The following is a 25068-nucleotide window of genomic DNA, read 5'->3' as shown; positions in this document are numbered from 1 at the left end:
TCCACACCGTAGGCCGGGTAAGGCGAAGCCGCCTCCCGGCGTAAAACGAGTACATCACCCCTTCATCCACATCCGCACACCATCCAGGAACATCTGGGTCGCCATCATCACCAGAATCAGCCCCATCAGGCGTTCCAGCGCATTAACACCTTTCTCGCCCAGCAGACGCAAAAACAGCGATGACTGTAGCAAGATCACAAATGTACCGCCCCAGGCGATCAGCAGTGCAATCACCAGATGTCCCATCTGATTCGGGTATTGATGCGATAACAGCATCAACGATGCCAGGATAGTCGGTCCTGCAACCAGTGGAATGGCCAACGGCACGATAAAGGGCTCTTCACCCGCCGGAAGTCCGGTGCTATTGCCGGTTGCGCTGGGGAAAATCATCTTGATGGCAATCAGGAACAAAATGATGCCCCCGGAGATGGAGACGGTTTCCGCTCGCAGGTTAAGAAATGCCAGAATTTTCTCGCCCGCGAACAGGAATATCAGCATCACCAACAGCGCAATAAACAGCTCGCGAACCATAATCGCGCGACGACGTTTAGGTTCGGTATGTTTCAATACGGACATGAAAATGGGCAGATTTCCGAGCGGGTCCATAATCAGGATCAATAAAACTGCCGCAGAAATGATTTCATTCATAAGTCAAATTCCCTGATAATTACAGCGGACTTTCTGCTTGCTTGCGCAGCGGGATAAGTCGCATTACTGATGGCTTCGCTATCATTGATTAATTTCACTTGCGACTTTGGCTGCTTTTTGTATGGTGAAGGATAGGCCAGTAGGATACTGGTTAGCATACACAGCACACATCTCTGCAGGAAAAAACGCTATGAAAAATGTTGGTTTTATCGGCTGGCGCGGTATGGTCGGCTCTGTACTCATGCAACGCATGGTAGAAGAACGTGACTTCGACGCCATTCGCCCTGTTTTCTTTTCTACTTCCCAGCTCGGACAGGCGGCACCGACGTTTGGTACGACCTCCACTGGCATGCTTCAGGATGCATTTGATCTGGAAGCGCTGAAGGCGCTCGACATCATTGTGACCTGTCAGGGCGGCGATTATACCAACGAAATCTATCCAAAGCTTCGTGAAAGCGGTTGGCAAGGGTACTGGATTGATGCGGCATCTTCGCTGCGTATGAAAGACGATGCCATCATTATCCTCGATCCGGTTAACCAGGATGTGATTACCGACGGTCTGAACAAAGGCGTTAAGACCTTTGTCGGCGGTAACTGCACCGTTAGTCTGATGCTGATGTCACTCGGCGGCCTGTTTGCCAACGATCTGGTGGACTGGGTATCCGTAGCAACCTACCAGGCGGCTTCCGGCGGCGGTGCACGTCATATGCGTGAACTCCTCTCCCAGATGGGCCATCTGTATAGCCATGTGGCCGATGAACTGGCGACCCCTTCTTCTGCTATTCTCGATATCGAACGTAAAGTGACAACCCTGTCCCGCAGCGGTGACCTGCCGGTTGATAACTTTGGCGTACCGCTGGCCGGGAGCCTGATTCCGTGGATCGACAAACAGCTCGATAACGGTCAGAGCCGCGAAGAGTGGAAAGGGCAGGCAGAAACCAACAAAATTCTCAACACGTCTTCCGTGATCCCGGTGGATGGTCTTTGCGTGCGCGTAGGCGCACTGCGCTGCCACAGCCAGGCGTTCACCATTAAACTGAAAAAAGATGTGTCAATTCCGACCGTGGAAGAACTGCTGGCAGCTCACAATCCATGGGCGAAAGTGGTGCCTAACGATCGGGATATCACTATGCGTGAGTTAACCCCTGCGGCCGTAACCGGTACGCTTTCCACGCCAGTAGGCCGTCTGCGTAAGCTGAATATGGGACCGGAGTTCCTGTCAGCCTTTACCGTTGGCGACCAACTGCTCTGGGGTGCTGCTGAGCCACTGCGCCGGATGCTGCGTCAACTGGCGTAATGATGACTGCCTGACGGCACTCTATTTATCTGGCCTGCACATGACGTGAGTCAGTAGGCCAGGTTAGACGAGTTCGTCATCAGGTAGATGATAATCATGTGTAAACAATGGGTGCTGAGTCGCCCTTTTTTTTGCGTAATACAGGAGTAAGCGCAGATGTTTCATTTTTTACCGGGAGTAAGATAAAGCATTGGCTATTCTTTAAGGGTGGCTTAGTACCGGAGGTATTAAGTTGTTGCCTGAAGGTGGGACGACGCAGAGAGGATGCACAATTGTGCTGCGCCGTTCAGGTCAAAAAAATGTCACTACCTGATGTCGAAAATCAGTTGGAAGGGGTGACACATAAAACAGGATGACAACCATGTCCGTTCGTGTTGATAGAGACGTGATTAATGCGCTAATTGCAGGCCATTTTGCGGATCCTTTTTCCGTACTCGGTATGCACCAAACCGAAGCGGGACTTGAAGTCCGTGCCCTATTGCCTGACGCCACCGAAGTGTGGGTGATCGAACCTAAAACCGGACGCAAAGTCGGCAAACTGGACTGTCTCGACTCTCGCGGTTTTTTCTGTGCTGTACTTCCCCGACGTAAAAATTTCTTTCGCTATCAACTGGCTGTTGTCTGGCATGGACAGCAGAATCTGATTGATGACCCTTACCGTTTTGGCCCACTAATACAAGATATGGATGCCTGGCTGCTGTCTGAAGGGACGCATCTGCGCCCCTACGAAACGCTGGGCGCACATGCGGATACCATGGACGGCGTAACAGGTACTCGTTTCTCCGTCTGGGCGCCGAATGCACAACGTGTCTCGGTAGTCGGGCAGTTCAATTACTGGGATGGACGCCGACACCCGATGCGTCTGCGTAAAGAGAGCGGCATCTGGGAGCTGTTTATCCCCGGTGCACAGCATGGTCAGCTATATAAGTACGAGATGATCGATGCTAACGGCAAGCTACGCATCAAAGCTGATCCTTACGCTTTTGAAGCGCAAATGCGTCCTGAAACAGCATCGCTGATCTGTGGTTTGCCGGAAAAAGTCGTGCAAACTGAGGAGCGTAAAAAAGCTAACCAGTTTGATGCTCCGATCTCTATCTATGAAGTCCATCTGGGCTCATGGCGTCGCCATACGGACAACAATTTTTGGTTGAGCTACCGCGAACTTGCGGATCAGCTAATCCCCTACGTGAAGTGGATGGGGTTTACCCACCTTGAGTTGCTGCCAATTAACGAACATCCGTTCGATGGTAGCTGGGGTTACCAGCCGACTGGCATGTACGCACCGACCCGTCGTTTCGGCACGCGCGATGAGTTCCGCTATTTCGTGAATGCCGCGCATCAGGCCGGGCTGAATGTCATCCTTGACTGGGTGCCGGGCCATTTTCCGTCGGACGATTTTGGGCTGGCAGAGTTTGATGGCACCAATTTGTATGAACACAGCGATCCGCGCGAAGGGTATCACCAGGACTGGAACACGCTGATATACAACTACGGTCGCCGTGAAGTCAGCAACTATCTGGTGGGCAACGCCCTGTACTGGATTGAACGATTTGGCATTGACGCGCTACGGGTCGATGCCGTGGCGTCGATGATCTATCGCGATTACAGTCGTAAGGAAGGGGAATGGGTTCCTAACGAATTTGGCGGGCGCGAAAACCTCGAAGCCATTGAGTTTTTGCGTAATACCAACCGTATTCTTGGTGAACAGGTACCTGGTGCTGTGAGCATGGCGGAGGAATCCACCGACTTTGCCGGAGTATCGAGACCGCAGGATATGGGCGGCTTGGGTTTCTGGTACAAGTGGAACCTGGGCTGGATGCATGACACGCTGGACTACATGAAGCTGGATCCGATTTATCGTCAGCATCATCACGATAAGCTGACTTTCGGCATGCTCTACAACTATACCGAAAACTTTGTTCTGCCGTTGTCCCACGATGAAGTGGTGCACGGTAAGAAATCGATCCTTGATCGCATGCCAGGCGACGCATGGCAGAAGTTTGCCAATCTACGTGCCTACTATGGCTGGATGTGGGCCTTCCCCGGCAAGAAACTGCTGTTTATGGGTAACGAATTTGCCCAGGGACGAGAATGGAACCACGATGCCAGCCTCGACTGGCATTTGCTGGAAGGGGGCGATAACTGGCATCACGGCGTACAACGCCTGGTACGTGATTTGAACCACACCTACCGTCACCACAAGGCGTTGCATGAGCTCGACTTTGACGGGTATGGGTTCGAATGGCTGGTGGTGGACGACAACGAGCGTTCGGTGCTGATTTTTGTCCGTCGTGACAAAGCTGGCAACGAAATTATTGTCGCCAGCAACTTTACGCCAGTGCCACGTTACGGCTATCGCTTTGGCATCAATCAGCCGGGTAAATGGCGTGAGATCCTTAATACTGACTCGATGCATTACCACGGCAGCAATACCGGTAATGGCGGCGTGGTACACAGCGATGAAATCGCCAGCCATGGTCGTCAGCACTCGTTGAGTCTCACCTTGCCTCCGCTGGCCACGATTTGGCTGGTTCGGGAGGGGTGATGACACAACTGGCAATCGGTAACGCCACCCCCCACGGTGCCATGTATGACGGTCATGGCGTCAATTTTACACTCTTCTCGGCCCACGCTGAGCGCGTTGAGCTATGCGTCTTCGATGAGCAAGGCTGCGAGCACCGCTATGACCTGCCTGGACGTAGCGGTGATGTCTGGCACGGTTATCTGGCCGGTGCCAGACCGGGTTTGCGTTATGGTTATCGTGTACATGGGCCGTGGCAACCTGGGCAAGGTCATCGTTTTAACCCGGCGAAACTGCTGATTGACCCCTGTGCACGCCGCGTGGAAGGCGAGTTAAAAGATAACCCGCTGCTACACGGTGGGGTGGATGAGCCGGATCATCGTGACAATGCGGAGATTGCGCTCAAGTGCGTGGTGGTATCAGACCGATATGACTGGGAGGATGATGCCCCGCCGCGTACACCGTGGGGCAACACCGTCATTTACGAAGCACACGTCAAAGGACTGACGTATCTGCACCCCGATATCCCGGAGGATATTCGCGGCACGTACAAAGCGCTCGGTCATCCGGTGATGATTGACTATTTCAGGCACCTTGGCATTACCGCGCTGGAGTTGCTGCCGGTGGCGCATTTCGCCAGCGAACCCCGTCTTCAACGGCTGGGATTATCTAACTACTGGGGTTACAACCCGTTGGCGATGTTTGCGCTGCATCCGGCTTATGCCTGCTCGCCAGAGAGCGCTCTTGATGAGTTTCGTGACGCGGTGAAAGCGCTGCACAAAGCGGGTATTGAGGTCATTCTCGATATCGTTTTAAACCACAGCGCCGAGTTGGATCTTGAGGGGCCGCTCTTCTCGCTGCGCGGAATTGATAACCGTAGCTATTATTGGATTAGGGAAGATGGTGATTACTACAACTGGACCGGCTGTGGGAACACCATCAATCTGAGCCATCCCGGTGTGGTGGAGTATGCGTGTGAATGCCTGCGTTATTGGGTTGAAACCTGCCACGTGGATGGTTTTCGTTTCGATTTAGCTTCCGTTATGGGGCGCACGCCTGCGTTTCGTCAGGATGCACCGCTGTTTACCGCCATCCAAAACTGTCCGTTGCTCTCACGCGTTAAGCTGATTGCAGAGCCGTGGGATATTGGTGAAGGCGGTTATCAGGTGGGTAATTTCCCACCACCGTTTGTCGAATGGAATGACCATTTCCGCGACGCAATCCGACGCTTCTGGCTACAGCGTAATCTGTCGCTGGGGGAGTTTGCTGGACGTTTTGCAGCATCCAGCGATGTGTTTAAACGCAATGGTCGTAAACCCAGCGCCACGGTTAATCTGGTTACTGCGCATGACGGTTTTACGCTGCGCGACTGTGTGTGCTTCACAAATAAGCACAATGAAGCGAACGGTGAGGAAAATCGGGACGGCACTAGCAATAACTACAGTGATAATCATGGTAAAGAAGGGTTAGGCGGCACGCTGGACCTGATTGAAAGGCGGCGCGACAGCATTCATGCCCTGTTAACGACGCTGTTGCTCTCTCAGGGGACGCCGATGTTGTTGGCGGGCGATGAGCATGGTCATAGCCAGCACGGCAACAATAACGCTTACTGCCAGGATAACGCTTTAACCTGGCTGGACTGGCAGCAGGCAAACAGTGGGCTAACCGCATTTACCGCCGCCTTGATTCATCTTCGCCGGCAGATCCCCGCGTTAACAAACGATCGCTGGTGGGAAGAGGGTGACGGCAATGTCCGTTGGCTGAACAAGTATGCACAACCCTTAAGTGCGGATGAGTGGCAAAACGGCCTGAAGCAGATGCAAATCCTGCTTTCAGAGCGTTTTTTGATTGCGATAAACGCTTCGCTTGAGGTGACAGATATCGTTTTACCTGAAGGGGAATGGCACGCCATCCCCCCATTTGCCGGAGAGGATAATCCGGTGCTTACGGCTGTCTGGCAGGGACCTGCGCACGGACTGTGTGTGTTCCAGAGAAGATAAAAAAGGAGTTAGTCATGGTGAGTTTAGATAAGAACGATCGTGTAATGTTGGCGCGCCAGCTGCCATTGAAATCTGTTGCCCTAATCCTGGCCGGTGGCCGCGGGACACGCCTGAAAGATTTAACCAACAAACGCGCCAAGCCAGCCGTACACTTTGGCGGTAAGTTCCGCATTATCGATTTTGCTTTATCCAACTGTCTTAACTCCGGGATCCGCCGTATTGGCGTGATCACGCAGTACCAGTCGCACACGCTGGTACAACATATCCAGCGCGGTTGGTCGTTCTTCAGCGAAGAGATGAACGAGTTTGTCGACCTGCTTCCTGCTCAGCAAAGAATGCAGGGGGAAAACTGGTATCGCGGAACGGCAGATGCGGTAACGCAGAACCTGGACATCATTCGACGCTATAAAGCGGAGTATGTGGTGATACTCGCGGGGGATCATATTTATAAACAGGATTACTCGCGCATGCTGATCGACCACGTTGAGAAGGGCGCTCGCTGCACCGTAGCCTGTATGCCGGTACCGATTGAAGAGGCCAGCGCATTTGGCGTAATGGATGTGGACGAAAACGACAAAATTATCGAATTCGTTGAAAAACCGGCAAATCCGCCAGCCATGCCAAATGATCCAACAAAATCCCTCGCCAGTATGGGGATCTACGTATTTGACGCCGATTATCTCTATGAACTGTTGGCGGAAGATGACCTGGACGAAAACTCAAGCCATGACTTCGGCAAAGATATCATCCCGAAAATCACCGAAGCGGGTATGGCGTTTGCACATCCTTTCCCGTTGTCCTGCGTACAGTCCGACCCGGAATCCGAGCCGTACTGGCGTGATGTTGGAACATTGGAGGCCTACTGGAAGGCGAACCTCGATCTGGCTTCGGTAACGCCTGAACTGGACATGTATGACCAGGACTGGCCAATTCGTACACATATGGAATCACTGCCACCAGCGAAGTTCGTGCAGGACCGTTCCGGTAGCCACGGAATGACGCTGAACTCGCTGGTTTCCGGTGGGTGTATTATTTCCGGTTCGGTGGTGGTGCAGTCCGTGCTGTTCCCGCGGGTGCGGGTGAATTCATTCTGTAACATTGATTCGGCAGTGTTGTTACCTGAAGTGTGGGTAGGGCGTTCGTGCCGGTTACGTCGCTGTATCATCGACCGCGCCTGCGTTATCCCTGAAGGTATGGTCATTGGTGAAAATGCGGAAGAAGATGCACGTCGCTTCTACCGTTCAGAGGAAGGCATTGTGCTGGTCACGCGTGAAATGCTACGCAAACTGCAGATCAAACAGGAGCGATAATGCAGGTTTTACACGTATGTTCAGAGATGTTTCCCCTGTTAAAAACCGGGGGACTGGCGGATGTGATTGGGGCATTGCCCGCTGCGCAAATTGCGGACGGAGTGGATGCCCGCGTGCTGCTCCCGGCGTTTCCCGATATTCGCCGTGGTATCCCTGATGCGCAGGTTGTAACGCGCCGGGATACCTTTGCTGGCAGAATCACCTTGCTGTTCGGACATTACAACGGTGTCGGCATTTACCTGATTGATGCGCCGCATCTCTATGACCGCCCCGGCAGCCCGTATCACGACACAAATCTGTTTGCTTATACCGATAACGTCCTGCGCTTTGCACTGCTCGGCTGGGTCGGATGTGAAATGGCCTGTGGTCTTGATCCATTCTGGCGCCCGGATGTGGTGCACGCGCACGACTGGCATGCCGGGTTGGCCCCGGCGTATCTGGCGGCGCGCGGCCATCCGGCGAAGTCTGTGTTCACTGTGCACAATCTGGCGTATCAAGGCATGTTTTATGCAAAGCATATGGATGACATCCAATTGCCATGGTCGTTCTTTAATGTGCATGGTCTGGAGTTCAATGGGCAGATTTCATTCCTGAAGGCCGGTTTGTACTACGCCGACCACATTACGGCGGTCAGCCCGACCTATGCGCGGGAAATCACTGAGCCGCAGTTTGCCTACGGGATGGAAGGTTTGTTGCAGCAGCGCCATCGCGAGGGGCGTCTTTCCGGCGTACTGAACGGTGTCGATGAAAACATCTGGAGTCCGGAAACGGACTTGCTGCTGGCATCGCGCTATACCCGCGATACGTTGGAGGATAAAGCAGAGAACAAGCGTCAGTTGCAGATTGCAATGGGGCTTAAGGTTAACGATAAAGTGCCGCTCTTTGCAGTGGTAAGTCGCCTGACCAGCCAGAAAGGTTTGGACCTGGTGCTGGAAGCGCTGCCGGGTTTGTTAGAGCAGGGTGGACAGCTGGCGTTACTCGGCGCGGGCGATCCGGTGTTGCAGGAGGGGTTCCTGGCCGCTGCAGCAGAGCATCCAGGGCAGGTGGGGGTGCAGATTGGCTATCACGAGGCCTTCTCTCATCGCATCATGGGTGGGGCCGATGTCATTCTGGTTCCCAGCCGCTTTGAGCCATGTGGCTTAACGCAATTGTATGGACTGAAGTACGGCACGCTGCCGCTGGTGCGGCGCACCGGTGGGCTGGCTGATACGGTGTCTGATAGTTCGCTGGAAAACCTGGCGGACGGTATCGCCAGTGGGTTTGTATTTGAAGATAGTAATGCCTGGTCGCTGTTGCGGGCGATTCGGCGTGCTTTCGTATTGTGGTCCCGGCCTTCGCTTTGGCGGTTTGTACAACGTCAGGCCATGACCATGGATTTTAGCTGGCAAGTCGCGGCGAAGTCTTACCGTGAGCTTTACTATCGCTTGAAATAGATATCCAGGAATCACCTATATGAATGCTCCATTTACTTATGCATCGCCCACACTCAGCGTAGAGGCACTTAAGCATTCTATTGCCTATAAGCTGATGTTCACTATTGGTAAAGATCCGGTCATTGCCAATAAACATGAGTGGCTGAACGCCACATTATTCGCGGTGCGGGATCGTCTCGTGGAGCGCTGGCTGCGTTCTAACCGTGCGCAATTGTCTCAGGAAACTCGCCAGGTCTATTATCTGTCAATGGAGTTTCTGATTGGCCGCACACTTTCTAATGCACTGTTATCGTTGGGAATCTACGACGATGTAAAAAATGCACTGGAAGGTATGGGGTTAGATCTCGAAGATCTGATCGACGAAGAAAATGACCCCGGCCTCGGAAACGGTGGTCTCGGGCGTCTGGCAGCCTGTTTCCTGGATTCTCTGGCGACGCTGGGCCTGCCGGGACGTGGTTACGGTATTCGTTATGACTACGGCATGTTCAAACAGAACATTGTTGATGGCCGACAGAAAGAATCCCCGGACTACTGGCTGGAATATGGTAACCCGTGGGAGTTTAAACGCCACAATACCCGCTACAAAGTACGTTTTGGCGGTCGTATTCAGCAGGAAGGCAAGAAAACGCGCTGGATTGAAACTGAAGAGATCCTCGCGGTGGCTTACGACCAGATTATCCCGGGCTACGATACCGACGCCACCAACACGCTGCGCCTGTGGAACGCCCAGGCCAGTAGCGAAATCAACCTTGGTAAATTTAACCAGGGGGATTACTTCGCGGCGGTGGAAGATAAAAACCACTCCGAGAACGTATCTCGTGTGCTATATCCGGATGACTCCACCTATTCAGGGCGCGAGCTGCGTTTGCGTCAGGAGTACTTTCTGGTCTCCTCCACGGTGCAGGACATCCTGAGTCGTCATTATCAGTTGCACAAAACCTACGACAATCTGGCGGATAAAATCGCCATTCACCTCAACGATACCCATCCGGTGCTGTCTATTCCGGAGCTGATGCGCCTGCTTATTGATGAGCACAAATTTAGCTGGGATGACGCGTTTGAAGTGTGCTGTCAGGTCTTCTCTTACACCAACCACACGTTAATGAGTGAAGCGCTGGAAACCTGGCCGGTCGATATGCTGGGTAAAATTTTGCCGCGCCATCTGCAAATTATCTTTGAGATTAACGATTACTTCCTGAAAACGTTACAGGAGCAGTATCCGAATGATACCGGCCTGTTGGGGCGGACATCGATCATTGATGAATCCAACGGTCGTCGTGTGCGTATGGCATGGCTGGCGGTAGTGGTGAGCCATAAAGTGAACGGCGTTTCTGAGCTGCACTCCAACCTGATGGTGCAGTCGTTGTTTGCGGATTTTGCGAAGATTTTCCCGACGCGCTTCTGTAATGTGACCAACGGTGTGACTCCTCGTCGCTGGCTGGCGCTGGCGAACCCGCCGCTCTCCGATGTGCTGGATGAGAATATTGGCCGTACCTGGCGTACCGATCTCAGCCAGCTCAGCGAGCTTGAGCAGCACTGTGATTATCCGCTGGTGAATCACGCAGTGCGCCAGGCAAAGCTGGAGAATAAAAAGCGTCTGGCTGCGCTCATTGCCCAACAGCTTAACGTGGTAGTGAACCCGAAATCGCTGTTTGACGTGCAGATCAAACGTATTCATGAGTACAAACGGCAGTTGATGAATGTGCTGCATGTGATCACCCGCTACAACCGCATTAAGGACGATCCTGAAGCTGAGTGGGTACCACGCGTCAATATCTTCGCCGGTAAGGCTGCTTCGGCCTATTACATGGCGAAGCACATTATTCATCTTATCAACGATGTCGCTAAAGTGATCAATAACGATCCGCAGATTGGCGACAAGCTGAAGGTGGTGTTTATTCCCAATTACAGTGTCAGCCTGGCGCAGGTGATCATCCCTGCAGCCGACCTGTCTGAACAGATTTCTCTGGCAGGGACGGAAGCTTCCGGTACCAGCAATATGAAGTTTGCTCTGAACGGAGCGCTGACTATTGGCACGCTGGACGGAGCAAACGTCGAGATGCTGGAGCATGTGGGTGCGGAAAATATCTTTATCTTCGGTAATACAGCGGAAGAAGTCGAAGCATTACGCAGTAAAGGCTACAAACCGCGTGAATATTACGAGAAAGATGAAGAATTGCATCAGGTGCTGACGCAAATCGGCAGCGGCGTATTCAGCCCTGAGGAGCCGGGACGCTATCGCGATCTGGTGGACTCGTTAATCAACTTTGGCGACCACTACCAGGTGCTGGCGGATTACCGCAGCTATGTCGATTGCCAGGATAAGGTAGACGAACTGTATCGTCGTCCGGAAGAGTGGACCACGAAGTCGATGATCAATATCGCCAATATGGGGTACTTCTCATCAGACAGGACGATCAAAGAGTATGCCGAAAACATCTGGCATATTGATTCGGTGCGGTTGTAACAAGGGATAGGATGACCTGTAGGCCGGATAAGGCGTTAGCCGCCATCCGGCAAAAGGCCCGGTGGCTCTGACGCTTACCGGGTCTACAGTTTTATAGCGTGTGTCTTAAGACGCTAGCGACAACTGGTGTTTTTCCACATATTCCACCAGCCACTGGGTCATGCGCGACTGCTGTTCGGCATTCAGCCACATACCTTCTTTCGTACGACGCCACAGGGCATCGTCTGCGCGACGCACCCATTCGTGATCGACCAGATACTTCAGCTCTGCTTCGTAGAATTCATGGCCGAAGTCTTCGCCCAGCTCAGCAACCGAGGTCGCGTCACCGAGGATCCATTCCGTGTTGCTACCGTAGGTGCGCGAGTAGTGGCGTGCCAGAGACTCGGTCAGGAACGGATAGCGGCGGCGCAGTTTTGCCGCGTAGTCTTCACGATCGCCGCCAATATCACCGCCGGGCAGGATGCACTCTTTGGTCCATGCCGGGCCAATGCCCTGATAGTAAGACGACAGTTTTTCCATCGCGTGTTCTGCCAGCTTACGGTAGGTCGTCAGTTTGCCGCCAAAGACGGAAAGCAGCGGCGCTTTGCCGTTTTCATCGTGGATATCCAGCGTGTAATCACGGGTGATAGCCTGCGGTGAATCGGACTCGTCATCGCACAGCGGGCGGACGCCAGAATAGGTCCAGACGATATCATCACGGCCCAGCTGTTTCTTAAAGTGTGCGTTGTAGACCTTCAGTAGGTAATTGATTTCGCTTTCGTCAATCTTCACCGCTTTCGGGTCGCCCTGATACTCAACGTCAGTGGTACCGATAATTGAGAATTCATCCATCCAGGGGATAACGAAAACAATACGCTTATCTTCGTTTTGCAGGATATAAGCCTGCTTCTGGGTATGCACGCGTGGTACCACGATGTGGCTGCCTTTAATCAGGCGAATACCATACGGTGATGGCAGGTGCATTCCGTCATCGAAGAACTCTTTTACCCACGGGCCAGTGGCGTTTACCAGGCCGCGAGCCTGCCAGGTGTGTTTTTTACCGGTATCGATATCTTCTGCTTCGACAATCCACAGACCGTTTTCGCGACGAGCGGAAGTGGCGCGAGTGCGGGTCAAGACTTCGCCACCTTTACGTACCACCATTTGGGCGTTTGCCAGAACCAGACGTGCATCGTCTACCCAGCAGTCAGAATATTCGAAACCGCGCACGATCTCAGGCTTCATCACCGAGTCTGCGCCAAAACGCAAACCAGTTGAACCTGGTAAACTGGTGCGTTTGCCCAGGTGATCGTACATAAACAGACCAATGCGAATCATCCATGCCGGGCGCAGGTGTGGGCGATGGGGCAGACGAAAACGCATCGGGAAAGCAATATGCGGTGCCATTTTCAACAGCACTTCACGTTCAGCCAGCGCTTCACTGACCAGACGAAATTCATAGTGTTCCAGGTAGCGCAGGCCACCGTGGATGAGTTTAGAGCTGGCGGAAGAGGTCGCACAGGCTAAATCCTGCGCTTCCAGCATCAGCACGGATAAACCGCGTCCAGCGGCATCTGCCGCGATACCGGCACCGTTGATGCCTCCACCTATCACAATCAGATCTTTGGTTTCCATGCTGGCCTCTCGCACTTTCGTTATAGCTCATTAATGTTCGTTATCGAGCATAATAGCAAAGAATAGCGCCATTGGTAACATCGGATAAACAATTTACAGTGATACATATAACATTATGGCGTTTACCTGTGCAGGCAACGTACACTGGACGGTAATATTGAACACCTGCAGAGAAAGAAAAAGAGAACACCATGGATCAGTTTGAATGTATTAATGTCGAAGAAGCCCATCAAAAGTTGCTGCATGGAATGGCGGTGCTGGTGGATATCCGCGATCCACAAAGTTATGCAATGGGTCATGCGCCACAAGCGTTTCATTTGACTAACGATACGCTGGGTTCATTTATGCGCGACCATGATTTCGATACCGCAGTGATGGTGATGTGTTACCACGGCAACAGCAGTAAAGGCGCGGCGCAATATCTGCTTCAACAGGGATATGACGCGGTATACAGCGTTGACGGCGGCTTTGATGCGTGGCATCGACATTTTCCTGCAGAAGTGGCTTTTGGTTCGTAAGCTAACAAAGATGCAGCCTGAAATGAGCAGGGTATATATACTGTCCCCTTTTGTGTGGAATAAGCGACAGCAACAATGTTGATGATTACCTCTTTTGCTAACCCCCGCGTGGCGCAGGCATTTGTTGATTATATGGCGACACAGGGCGTTATTCTGACAATTCAACAACATCAGCAAACCGATGTCTGGCTGGCGGATGAGTCCCAGGCTGAGCGCGTGCGGGCTGAACTGGCGCGTTTTCTGGAAAATCCAGGGGACCCGCGTTATTTGGCTGCCAGCTGGCAGTCTGGCCAGACAGACAGTGGGCTGCGCTATCAACGTTTTCCGTTTCTTGCCACGCTGCGCGAACGGGCTGGTCCGGTGACCTGGGCTGTGATGGCGGCGTGCGTGTTGGTGTATATCGCGATGAACGTCGTGGGCGACCAGACGGTCATGCTATGGCTGGCGTGGCCGTTTGACCCGACGCTGAAGTTTGAGTTCTGGCGTTATTTCACCCACGCTTTTATGCACTTTTCGCTGATGCACATTCTTTTTAACCTGCTGTGGTGGTGGTATCTCGGCGGGGCGGTAGAAAAACGTCTGGGCAGCGGCAAACTCATTGTCATTACCGTTATCAGCGCGCTGCTGAGCGGCTATGTTCAACAAAAATTTAGTGGCCCGTGGTTTGGTGGATTGTCTGGCGTGGTTTATGCGTTGATGGGGTACGTGTGGTTGCGCGGCGAGCGCGATCCGCAAAGCGGTATTTTCCTGCAACGCGGTTTGATTATCTTTGCCTTGATCTGGATTGTTGCCGGCTGGTTTGATCTGTTCGGCATGTCTATGGCGAACGGAGCACATATTGCCGGGCTGGCCGTCGGTCTGGCAATGGCATTTGCAGATACTATTCATGTACGAAAACGAACGTGAATGAGATTGAGCGGGATGGTAATGCGAATTGCAGGCCGGATAAGGCCGCAGCCGCCATCCGGCACAAGATCTTTGTTAATTCCAGGGACTTATAATGAAACAAACACAACGACATGACGCGATCATTGAACTGGTAAAAAAACAGGGATACGTCAGCACCGAGGAACTGGTGGAGCATTTCTCCGTCAGCCCACAAACGATTCGCCGGGATCTTAACGATCTGGCCGATCAGAATATGATTTTGCGCCACCACGGTGGCGCGGCATTACCATCCAGCTCAGTGAATACCCCGTGGCATGACCGTAAGGCGACGCAGACGGCGGAAAAAGAGCGTATTGCTCGTAAAGTTGCCACGCAGATCCCTAACGGCTCCACGCTGTTTATAGACATCGGTACCACGCCGGAAGCGGTGGCTCACGCATTGCTGAATCACAGCAACTTACGCATTGTGACCAACAACCTCAATGTGGCAAACACGCTGATGGCGAAAGAGGATTTCCGTATCATTCTGGCCGGTGGCGAACTGCGCAGCCGTGATGGCGGCATTATGGGTGAAGCGACCCTCGACTTTATTTCACAGTTCCGTCTGGACTTCGGTATTTTGGGTATTAGCGGCATCGACAGCGATGGTTCATTGCTGGAGTTTGATTATCACGAAGTTCGCACCAAACGTGCCATTATTGAAAATTCACGTCATGTGATGTTGGTGGTGGATCACTCGAAGTTTGGACGTAACGCGATGGTGAATATGGGGAGTATCAGCATGGTGGATGCCGTCTATACCGATATCTTGCCGCCAGCGGGCGTGATGCAGGTGATTGCGGATAATCACATTCAGTTAGAGCTGTGCTAGGTCATCTGTAGGCCCGGTAAGCTTCAATGCCACCGGGCAAAATTAAACGCCGTACCCCATCATCTTCAGCAGCTTCTGCGCATGCTGCACCGCATCCTGGCGGTGTGCCACGCCAAGTTTTTGGTACAAGTTGCGAATATGCGTTTTGATGGTTGTCGCCGCTACCGCCAGTTCTCCGGCGATTTGTTCGTTGCTATAACCGGAATAAATCAGGCCTAAAACCTGCCACTCACGCTGGGTCAGTGGGCTGGTACGGATCAGTTCCGGCACTTCCGGGTGAGTCAGCAGACGTTCAACGAATCCTTCATCAAAGTGGGCAAATTTGTGGCGATGGTGTTGGTTAATCTCACGCAAAATACGCTGGGCACGATGCTGATCGAGTTCCGGCAGCGTATTGAGCTGAATCAACTGACGCAACTGCTGCGCCATGGCCTCACCTTCGATGACAAAGTGGCTGATAAACCCGGTACGGTTAGCCAGTTGCAGCGCATCAAGCAATACGCGTTGGGCGTCATTTTTGCGTCCTGCCTGCCAGTAAAGCTGATTGAGCAGCAGCAGGTTGCGGTTCAGATCACTCATCAGGCGCAGGTTGCGCGCATTTTCGTTTAATTCTTCCAGCACAATCTCTGCCGGCTCGAATTCACCCAACAGGATCTGCGCACGGGCGATGTTACGCCACTGACTTTGCAGGAAATGGTTGTTGGCGAATTCCGGTTTTGGCGTGTGGCGCAGCCAGTTGGCAGCCGAGTTTTTGTCCCCGGTCATTTGCCAGTAAATTACCCGGACCTTATCGGCATTGGAAATCCAGTCGCTGTGATAACGTCCGTTACCCAGCAGGTTTTCCAGGCGATTAAGCAGACTGCGGGCGTTGTCCAGGTCACCCCGCGCCAGTGAGCACTGAACCAGCAGAGCCAGGCATTGAAGCTGCTGCTGGGGTTGAAAAGTAGAAAGGAGTTCAATACCGCTGCGGGCAGAGGCTTCGGACTCATCCAGACGCGCCCAGGCCCATAGTAACTGTGCCCGGATACGAACCAGAAACTCGTGCATCGGCAGTTGCTCCAGATGCTGCTCTTTGATTAACTGGAACGCTTTTTCCTGAGTCTCCCAGGCGGCCTGCAAAAAGCCCTGAGCGAATAAAATTTCACTTTGCTGGATCAGGCTCCAGAGCGCGTAATGCCAGACGTCATGATGACGTGCCATTTGCTCTGTTTGTTGCATCAACGACAACGAACGAGTGAGATCGCCTTTGCAGTGCAGGACTTCACCGTGTACCGACATGGCGACAATGCGGCTATAGAACCAGGCGATAGGTAATTCATCCAGCGCCAGTTTTGCCAGACGTTCTGCTTCGTCAGGGTTACCGTCGTTAATCGCCACCTGTGCACGCAGAGCATTAAATTCCGCATGCAGGGTTGTTTCCATATCGCCTTTCATTTCCTGCTCGGCACGCGCCAGCAGGGTGTTAACCTCACTGTAGCGATGCTGACTCTGCATCAGCCAGGCCTGCAACAGCACCAGACGTGGGTTTTCCAGCAGACTTTCCCACGGTAGAGCTTTCAGTGACTCTTCCAGTAACGCCAGCTCGCTGTGGTTAAACAGCCCCCATGCATGATTGAGCAGGATATCGCGCAGCATATGGGCATCGCCCGCGGCCAGTGCATGATGAATCGCTTCGCTGGGGAAACCTTGTGCCATCCAGCTTTCTGCGGCGGCACGGTGTATTTCGGGAAGCTCGGTCGCCAGTTCCCACTGGCAGCGCTGGCGTAAAAAGTTGCCAAACAGAGGGTGATAGCTAAACCATTCGCCAACGTCATCCATCCGTTGCAGGAATAAACCCTGACGCTCAATTTCTTCCAGCCGCATTTGGCCGTTTTCTTCACCGGTTACCCGGGTAATCAACGTGTCGTTCATTGAACGCAGGATGGCGCTTTTCAGCAGGAAGTGACGAGTACCCTGATCAACGCTATCCAGAACTTCATCGACCAGATAGTCGGACAAATGACTGGCGTTGATACCCGCCAGACGGCGCGCTGATTGGTGCGCAGAATTGTTATTCTGGCGAGCTGAAAGGGCGATCAGTTGTAACGCGGTTGCCCAGCCAGCGACGTCATCACACATGCGGCTGCTTTCCGCCGCCTCAATGGGGGATGAAAGACGACGGTCAAAGAATTGTTTGGCTTCCTGATGGTTAAAGGCTAATTGTTGGCTGCCTATCTCCAGCAGTTGATCGCGCACACGCAGGTTAGCGATACCCAGTTGCGGTAAGTTACGTGACAGTACGACCAGCGTGAGATTCTCAGGCTGGTGGCGCAGGAAAAAGCGCATCGCTTCGTGGATAGCCGGATTAGAGATCAGATGATAATCATCTACGACCAGATAAAGCGGACGATGCCACTCGGCCAGCTCAATAAATAGCTGAGCAAAGAGAGAAGTCAGGCTGGCGTACTGGCGTTTTTGCACCATCGTTTCGCTGGTCGTACAGTGCCCACCAGTTGCCTGCTGGATAGCGGCAATCAAATAGCTGGCAAATCGCTCCTGCTGATTATCACCTTCATCAAGAGAGTACCAGCCTAATTCATTTTTCCCCGCAGCCCACTGCGAAATAAGCGTCGTTTTTCCGTAGCCAGCAGGACTTGTTATCAGAGCGAGCCTGAAATTGTTCGCGCCGGAAAGTTTAGCCAGCAGGCGCTCACGAACCACCGTATGGTCGAGTCGAACCGGACGACTTAATTTAGACGGAATCAACATAAGTTAGTCACTTCACTGTGTGAAAATGGGGAAAAATGATTTTTTTTGCGCTTCGTAATTAATGGTTATAAGGTCGGCCAGAAAGTCATTTTATGCAAGCTAAGTGGACTTTTTGTGTGTCTGATTTTGCACTATGTCACAATTTTATACATCTATTGCAATAATTATCTCAAAGAGCCGCAACAGGCGTGGCGACTGGATCCAACGTTATTTTTACCGTATTGAAAAATACCTTACTATGCGTGCGCCTACCGGGGTGTTTAATGAAATTGGCAAATTTTGCGATCGGCATATAACTTTCGCGTGAAATATCTTAATTATTATATGTATTTCAGACTGGAAATTATTTCTCTGTTTACATATTTTTTCTCAACATCATCTCCCTGTTTGGTATTGTCTGGTTAAGAGCCTGGCCCAACAGGCTAATGCGAAATGTGTGGTGCATTTCGGGGATGATGTACGGGTATTCTGTATCTGTACGAGCCATCACATCCCCTTTAAGTGGCCGCGATCACATTTTTATGCTCATCCCCACTCCTCCTCCCTGCCTAATCCTCGCCAGGATGAGGAAGGTCAACAACGAGCCTGGCAAACTAGCGATAACGTTGTTTATTACCTAAGGATCTGGAATCTCTATGTCACAGCCTACCTTCAACAAAGATCACTTTCAGGCTGCACTGACGCGTCAGTGGCAGCGCTTCGGTTTATTGTCGGCTTCAGAAATGACGTCACGCCAGTGGTGGCAGGCGGTGAGCGGAGCTTTAGCTGAGTTGCTCAGCGCCCAACCTGCGGCGAAACCGGCAAAAAATCAGCGTCATGTTAACTACATTTCAATGGAGTTTTTGATTGGTCGTCTGACGGGCAATAACTTGCTTAACCTGGGCTGGTATCAGGGCGTGAGCGATGAGCTGAAAGCGCATGACATCAATCTGACCGACCTGCTGGAAGAAGAAATCGATCCGGCGTTGGGTAACGGCGGCCTGGGGCGTCTGGCGGCATGTTTCCTCGATTCGATGGCGACAGTTGGCCAGTCCGCTACGGGCTATGGCCTGAACTACCAGTACGGTCTGTTCCGTCAATCTTTTGCCGACGGTCAGCAGATGGAAGCCCCGGATGACTGGCATCGCGGAAGCTATCCGTGGTTCCGCCATAATGAGGCGCTGGATGTACAGGTCGGTATTGGCGGTAAAGTTAGCAAAGAGGGGCTCTGGGAGCCTGGGTTTACCATCACCGGACAGGCCTGGGATCTGCCGGTACTGGGCTACCGTAACGGCGTGGCGCAACCGCTACGTCTGTGGCAGGCCAGCCATGCACATCCGTTTAACCTGACTAAATTTAACGACGGCGATTTCCTGCGCGCAGAGCAGCAGGGTATTGACGCCGAAAAACTGACTAAAGTGCTGTACCCGAACGACAACCATACGGCAGGTAAAAAACTGCGCCTGATGCAGCAATATTTCCAGTGTGCCTGCTCCGTTGCTGATATTCTGCGCCGTCATCATCTGGCGGGACGTAAATTGCATGAACTGGCTGATTATGAAGTCATTCAACTGAACGATACCCACCCTACCATCGCCATTCCAGAACTGCTGCGCGTGCTGATTGATGAGCACCAGATGAGCTGGGACGACGCATGGGCGATTACCAGTAAGACCTTTGCCTACACCAACCACACGTTGATGCCGGAGGCGCTGGAGTGCTGGGATGAGAAGCTGGTGAAAGCACTGCTGCCGCGTCATATGCAGATTATCAAAGAGATAAACGACAGATTTAAGAAGCTGGTCGATAAAACCTGGCCGGGCGATGCCGCCGTCTGGGCGAAGCTGGCGGTAGTTCACAATAAACAGGTGCGCATGGCGAACATGTGCGTGGTCAGCGGCTTTGCGGTCAATGGTGTGGCAGCGCTGCACTCCTCCCTGGTCGTGAAAGACCTGTTCCCGGAATACCACCAGCTGTGGCCGAATAAATTCCATAACGTCACCAACGGGATTACGCCGCGTCGCTGGATCAAACAGTGCAACCCGGCGCTTGCTGCCTTACTGGATAAATCGCTGAAGAAAGAGTGGGCGAACGATCTCGATCAGTTGATCAATCTGGAAAAATACGCTGACGATGCGACGTTCCGTCAGCAGTATCGCGATATCAAGCTGGCAAACAAAGAGCGGCTGGTGAAGTTTATCAAAGCGCGTACCGGTATTGAGATTACGACCAACGCGATATTTGATATTCAGATCAAACGCCTGCATGAGTACAAACGTCAGCACCTGAACCTGCTGCATATTCTGGCGTTGTACAAAGAAATCCGTGAAAACCCACAGGCGGATCGCGTACCGCGCGTATTCCTGTTTGGCGCGAAAGCGGCACCGGGTTACTACCTGGCAAAAAATATTATCTTCGCCATTAACAAGGTGGCAGAAACCATCAATAACGACCCGAAAGTCGGTGACAAGCTGAAAGTTGTGTTCCTGCCTGATTATTGTGTCTCGGCGGCGGAAATGTTGATTCCGGCGGCGGATATCTCAGAGCAGATCTCGACTGCTGGGAAAGAGGCTTCCGGTACCGGTAACATGAAACTGGCGCTGAACGGGGCGTTAACGGTCGGTACGCTGGACGGTGCGAACGTCGAAATCGCCGAGAAAGTGGGAGACGAGAACATCTTTATCTTTGGTCACACTGTGGAAGAGGTTCAGCGGCTTAAAGCGAAAGGCTATGATCCGGTGAAATGGCGCAAGAAAGACAAAGTGTTGGATGCGGTACTCAAAGAGCTGGAAAGCGGCAAATACAGCGATGGCGATAAGCATGCCTTCGACCAGATGCTGCACAGTATCGGTAAGCAGGGCGGCGATCCGTATCTGGTAATGGCAGATTTCACAGCTTACGTTGAGGCGCAGAAGCAGGTCGACGTATTGTACCGTGATCAGGATGCCTGGACCCGGGCTGCCATTCTGAATACTGCTCGCTGCGGTATGTTCAGTTCGGATCGCTCCATCCGCGATTATCAGGCTCGTATCTGGCAGGCGAAACGCTAAGGAATCGCGATGGAAAGCAAACGTCTGGATAATGCCGCACTGGCGGCGGGGATCAGCCCCAATTACATCAATGCCCACGGTAAACCGCAGTCTATTGGCGCCGAAACCAAGCGGCGTTTGCTTGATGCCATGCATCGCACTACCTCCGCCACGAAAGTGGCGGTAACACCGGTGCCAAACGTCATGGTTTATACAGTGGGGAAAAAAATGCCGCTGGCGGTGGAGGGTAACGGTGAGTTTAGCTGGCTGCTCACCACCGAAGATGGCGTGCAGCACAAAGGTCATGTCTTCGGCGGTAAATCTTTTCACCTTCCGGCGAAGTTGCCGGAGGGGTATCACGCGCTCACCCTGACACAGGGAGAATTGCGTACCCATTGTCGTATTATCGTCGCCCCTAAACGCTGCTATGAGCCGCCGGCTTTGCTGGCCGGGAAAAAGCTGTGGGGCGCATGCGTGCAACTTTACACTCTGCGTTCAGAGAACAACTGGGGGATTGGCGACTTTGGTGATCTCCGCGCCATGCTGGCAGACGTAGCAAAACGTGGCGGGGCGTTTATCGGTCTGAACCCGATTCATGCGCTGTATCCGGCAAATCCGGAGAGTGCCAGCCCGTACAGCCCGTCTTCACGCCGCTGGCTGAACGTTATTTATATTGATGTGAATGCGGTAGACGATTTCCGTCTGAGTAAAGAGGCGCAGGACTGGTGGCAGATGCCATCTACTCAGCAAATTCTGCAACGTGCGCGGGATGCTGAGTGGGTTGATTACTCCACCGTGACCGCGTTGAAGATGACGGCGCTGCGCATGGCGTGGAAAGGTTTCTCTGCCCGTGATGATGAACAGATGGCGGCATTCCGTCGTTTTGTGACTCAGGAGGGCGATAGCCTGTACTGGCAGGCGGCGTTTGACGCGCTGCATGCGCATCAGGTGAAAGAAGATGAATTGCGCTGGGGTTGGCCAGTATGGCCGGAGGGGTTCCAGTCGGTGGACTCACCGCAGGTGAAGCAGTTCTGCGAAGAGTATCGTGATGAAGTGGATTTCTACCTCTGGTTACAGTGGCTGGCATATACCCAGTTTGCCGCCTGCTGGGAAACCAGCCAGGGCTTTGATATGCCAATCGGTCTGTACCGCGACCTGGCGGTCGGCGTCGCAGAAGGTGGAGCGGAAACCTGGTGTGACCGTGAGCTGTATTGCCTGAAAGCCTCTGTTGGCGCACCGCCGGATATCCTCGGCCCGCTCGGCCAAAACTGGGGGCTGCCGCCGATGGATCCGCACATCATCACGGCGCGCGCTTACGAGCCATTTATTGAACTGCTGCGCGCCAATATGCAGAACTGTGGTGCGCTGCGCATTGATCATGTCATGTCGATGCTGCGCTTGTGGTGGATCCCTTACGGTGAGACAGCAGATCACGGTGCGTATGTGCATTATCCGGTAGACGACCTGCTCTCTATTCTGGCGCTGGAAAGTAAACGTCATCACTGCATGGTGATTGGCGAAGACCTGGGTACTGTCCCGGTTGAAATTGTCAGCAAGCTGCGCGACAGCGGCGTGTATTCATACAAAGTGCTCTATTTTGAGAATGACCATGAGAAGAATTTCCGTGCGCCGCAAGCGTACCCGGAACAATCAATGGCAGTCGCGGCGACGCATGACCTTCCAACGCTTAAAGGTTATTGGGACAGCGGTGATTTGACGCTGGGTAAAACGCTGGGGCTGTACCCGGATGAGGTCGTACTGCGCGGCTTGTATCAGGACAGGGAGCTGGCGAAGCAGGGCCTGCTGGATGCGCTGCATAAATATGGCTGTCTGCCGAAACGAGCCGGGCACAAGGCGTCGCTGATGTCGATGACGCCTATCCTCAATCGTGGGATGCAACGCTACATTGCCGACAGTAACAGCGCCCTGCTGGGGCTACAGCCGGAAGACTGGCTTGATATGGCTGAGCCGGTCAACATCCCTGGGACCAGCTATCAGTATAAAAACTGGCGACGTAAGCTCTCCACTACGCTTGAGAAGATGTTTGCTGATGATGAGGTGAACAAGCTGATTAAGGATTTAGATAAACGGCGAAAAGCAGCCGCCAGGAAGAGGTAAAAAAGAACCCGCCAGATGGCGGGTTCTTTATATTTATGTTGGCCGGGTAAGCATTAGCGAACCCGGCTTTTTTACATCAGATTGCCATATTTAACAGCAGGCACCCTACCAGGCCGCATACCGAAATAATGGTTTCCAGCATTGACCATGACTTGATCGTTTCGCCGATGGTCAGGTTGAAGTATTCCTTGAACAGCCAGAAGCCCGGATCGTTCACGTGGGAGAAAATCACGGAACCCGAACCTACCGCGATAACCATCAGTTCTGGGCTAACGCCGGTGGTCGCAATCAGCGGTGCCACAATCCCACCTGCGGTGATTGCCGCAACGGTGGCAGAACCCAGCGCGATACGCAGTACGGCGGCAATGGACCATGCCATCAGCAGCGGAGATACGTTGGTTTCATGCATCATCGAGGCGATGTATTTGTCGACGCCGCTATCAACCAGAACCTGTTTGAAGGCACCGCCACCACCGATAATCAGCAGCATCATGGCGATGATTTTGATTGAGGAAACCAGCGTGTCGTTAATCTGATCCATCGAACGTCCACGGTTCAGACCAAATGTGAACATCGCAATCAACACCGCAATAAGCGTAGCCATGACCGGGTCGCCGAGGAATTCCGCAACTGGCAGGAAGGCATGTCCTTTCGGCAGGATCATCTCTGCGATAGCACGCATCGCCATCAATACCACCGGAACAAGAGAGGTCCAAACGCTGACGCCAAAGCCAGGCATCTCTTCTTCAGTGAAGGTTTTGGCGCTGTACAGACCTTCCGGGATCGGCTTATCAATACCTTTCAGGAAACGTGCATAAACCGGACCGGCGAGAATAACGGTCGGGATAGCCAGAATCGTACCAAACAGCAGCGTTTTGCCCATATCTGCGTGGAAAATGGTCGCAATAGCGGTCGGGCCCGGGTGCGGTGGTAAGAAACCGTGGGTTACAGACAGCGCAGCGGCCATCGGAACACCAACGTACAGCAGCGGGATATTCGCGGCGGCGGCAATGGTGAATACCAGCGGCAGCATCAGTACGAAGCCAACTTCGTAGAACAGTGCAAAGCCCACGGTGAAGCCGGTTAATACTACCGCCCACTGAATGTGCTTTTTACCGAATTTAGCAATCAGTGTGGTCGCAATACGTTGCGCACCACCGCAGTCTGCCAGCATTTTACCCAGCATGGCACCAAAACCCATAATCAGGGCAAGGCTGCCAAGGGTTCCGCCGACGCCGGCTTTAATAGAACCGATGACTTTATCCAGTGGCATCCCTTGCATCAATCCGACAGCAAGCGCCACCAGGACGAGAGCGATGAAACCGTTCATTTTGAAACGGATCATCAGGAGGAGTAACAAGATTACACCGATAGCAACGATGACTAATGGCATGATTTACCTGGCCTTTACTTTGTTATGGGTAACGTCAGTGTTTAGATGACAAATTCTGATTGTCCCGACCGGGAACAGAGTATTTACAGCACCAATGCTGATTGCCTTCAAAACTAATCAGTTCAGCTGGCTATTATGGAGTAGTTAGGTGCCCATAAGAATGATACGGGTAACATATGGTGGTTGAAAATCACCTGGGACAGCAAAATTTAAATTATGAGAGGCAGGTCAAAT

The 25068-nt window shown here is 52.8% G+C and carries 15 protein-coding genes; 11 read left to right on the top strand and 4 right to left on the bottom strand.

Annotation, left to right across the window (positions count from 1 at the left end):
* Positions 1 to 54 precede the first annotated feature (54 nt).
* A complete protein-coding gene (yhgN, locus tag AACS05_RS22080) occupies positions 55 to 648 on the bottom strand; it encodes an NAAT family transporter YhgN (protein ID WP_045448493.1) in 594 nt (197 codons plus the stop codon).
* Between the two features lie 190 nt (positions 649 to 838).
* On the opposite strand from yhgN, the gene asd reads away from it, so the two are divergent.
* From asd to glgP, 6 genes are all read left to right on the top strand, one after another.
* Complete coding sequence (gene asd, locus AACS05_RS22075; protein ID WP_045448491.1) at positions 839 to 1945, top strand: aspartate-semialdehyde dehydrogenase; 1107 nt, start codon at positions 839 to 841, stop codon at positions 1943 to 1945.
* Between the two features lie 361 nt (positions 1946 to 2306).
* Entirely contained in the window at positions 2307 to 4490 is a 2184-nt protein-coding gene (gene glgB / locus AACS05_RS22070) for a 1,4-alpha-glucan branching enzyme (protein ID WP_045448489.1), read from the top strand.
* Entirely contained in the window at positions 4490 to 6466 is a 1977-nt protein-coding gene (gene glgX / locus AACS05_RS22065; protein ID WP_045448486.1) for a glycogen debranching protein GlgX, read from the top strand. Before glgB ends, glgX begins: the two co-directional genes overlap by 1 nt.
* Positions 6467 to 6480: 14 nt before the next feature.
* Positions 6481 to 7776, top strand: a complete 1296-nt coding sequence (glgC, locus tag AACS05_RS22060) for a glucose-1-phosphate adenylyltransferase (RefSeq protein ID WP_045448484.1) — start codon at positions 6481 to 6483, stop codon at positions 7774 to 7776.
* On the top strand, positions 7776 to 9209 hold the full coding sequence (gene glgA, locus AACS05_RS22055) for a glycogen synthase GlgA (RefSeq protein ID WP_045448482.1): 1434 nt from the start codon (positions 7776 to 7778) through the stop codon (positions 9207 to 9209). Before glgC ends, glgA begins: the two co-directional genes overlap by 1 nt.
* 19 nt (positions 9210 to 9228) lie before the next feature.
* Positions 9229 to 11676 carry a glycogen phosphorylase gene (glgP, locus tag AACS05_RS22050; protein ID WP_045448480.1) on the top strand — a complete coding sequence of 816 codons (2448 nt, stop codon included), beginning with the start codon at positions 9229 to 9231 and terminating at the stop codon, positions 11674 to 11676.
* A gap of 105 nt (positions 11677 to 11781) precedes the next feature.
* Here the strand turns inward: glgP and glpD are convergent, their stop codons facing one another.
* Entirely contained in the window at positions 11782 to 13290 is a 1509-nt protein-coding gene (glpD, locus tag AACS05_RS22045) for a glycerol-3-phosphate dehydrogenase (protein ID WP_045448478.1), read from the bottom strand.
* A gap of 191 nt (positions 13291 to 13481) precedes the next feature.
* Between glpD and glpE the strand changes: the two genes are divergently transcribed.
* From glpE to AACS05_RS22030, 3 genes are all read left to right on the top strand, one after another.
* The gene (gene glpE / locus AACS05_RS22040) at positions 13482 to 13808 is read left to right on the top strand and encodes a thiosulfate sulfurtransferase GlpE (protein WP_045448476.1); all 327 of its coding nucleotides are present in this window, start codon (positions 13482 to 13484) and stop codon (positions 13806 to 13808) included.
* 75 nt (positions 13809 to 13883) lie between these two features.
* Positions 13884 to 14714 (top strand): rhomboid family intramembrane serine protease GlpG, encoded by an 831-nt coding sequence (glpG, locus tag AACS05_RS22035; protein ID WP_045448474.1) that lies wholly within the window; start codon positions 13884 to 13886, stop codon positions 14712 to 14714.
* Positions 14715 to 14808: 94 nt separating this feature from the next.
* Positions 14809 to 15567: a DeoR/GlpR family transcriptional regulator gene (locus AACS05_RS22030; protein ID WP_045448472.1), complete on the top strand. Its 759-nt coding sequence runs from the start codon at positions 14809 to 14811 to the stop codon at positions 15565 to 15567.
* Between the two features lie 42 nt (positions 15568 to 15609).
* Here the strand turns inward: AACS05_RS22030 and malT are convergent, their stop codons facing one another.
* Positions 15610 to 18315: an HTH-type transcriptional regulator MalT gene (gene malT / locus AACS05_RS22025; RefSeq protein WP_045448470.1), complete on the bottom strand. Its 2706-nt coding sequence runs from the start codon at positions 18313 to 18315 to the stop codon at positions 15610 to 15612.
* A gap of 635 nt (positions 18316 to 18950) precedes the next feature.
* Here malT and malP point away from each other — a divergent pair.
* A complete protein-coding gene (malP, locus tag AACS05_RS22020; protein ID WP_045448468.1) occupies positions 18951 to 21344 on the top strand; it encodes a maltodextrin phosphorylase in 2394 nt (797 codons plus the stop codon).
* A gap of 9 nt (positions 21345 to 21353) precedes the next feature.
* Positions 21354 to 23441: a 4-alpha-glucanotransferase gene (gene malQ / locus AACS05_RS22015; RefSeq protein ID WP_045448466.1), complete on the top strand. Its 2088-nt coding sequence runs from the start codon at positions 21354 to 21356 to the stop codon at positions 23439 to 23441.
* Positions 23442 to 23517: 76 nt separating this feature from the next.
* Here malQ and gntT read toward each other — a convergent pair whose 3' ends face one another.
* Positions 23518 to 24834 (bottom strand): gluconate transporter, encoded by a 1317-nt coding sequence (gene gntT, locus AACS05_RS22010; protein WP_045448464.1) that lies wholly within the window; start codon positions 24832 to 24834, stop codon positions 23518 to 23520.
* Positions 24835 to 25068 lie beyond the last annotated feature (234 nt).

The organism is Citrobacter sp. S-77, assembly GCF_963864895.1.
Lineage (GTDB): Bacteria > Pseudomonadota > Gammaproteobacteria > Enterobacterales > Enterobacteriaceae > Citrobacter > Citrobacter murliniae.
The sequence above is the reverse complement of the archived record's forward strand: the minus strand, read 5'-3'. Positions and strand labels throughout refer to the sequence as shown.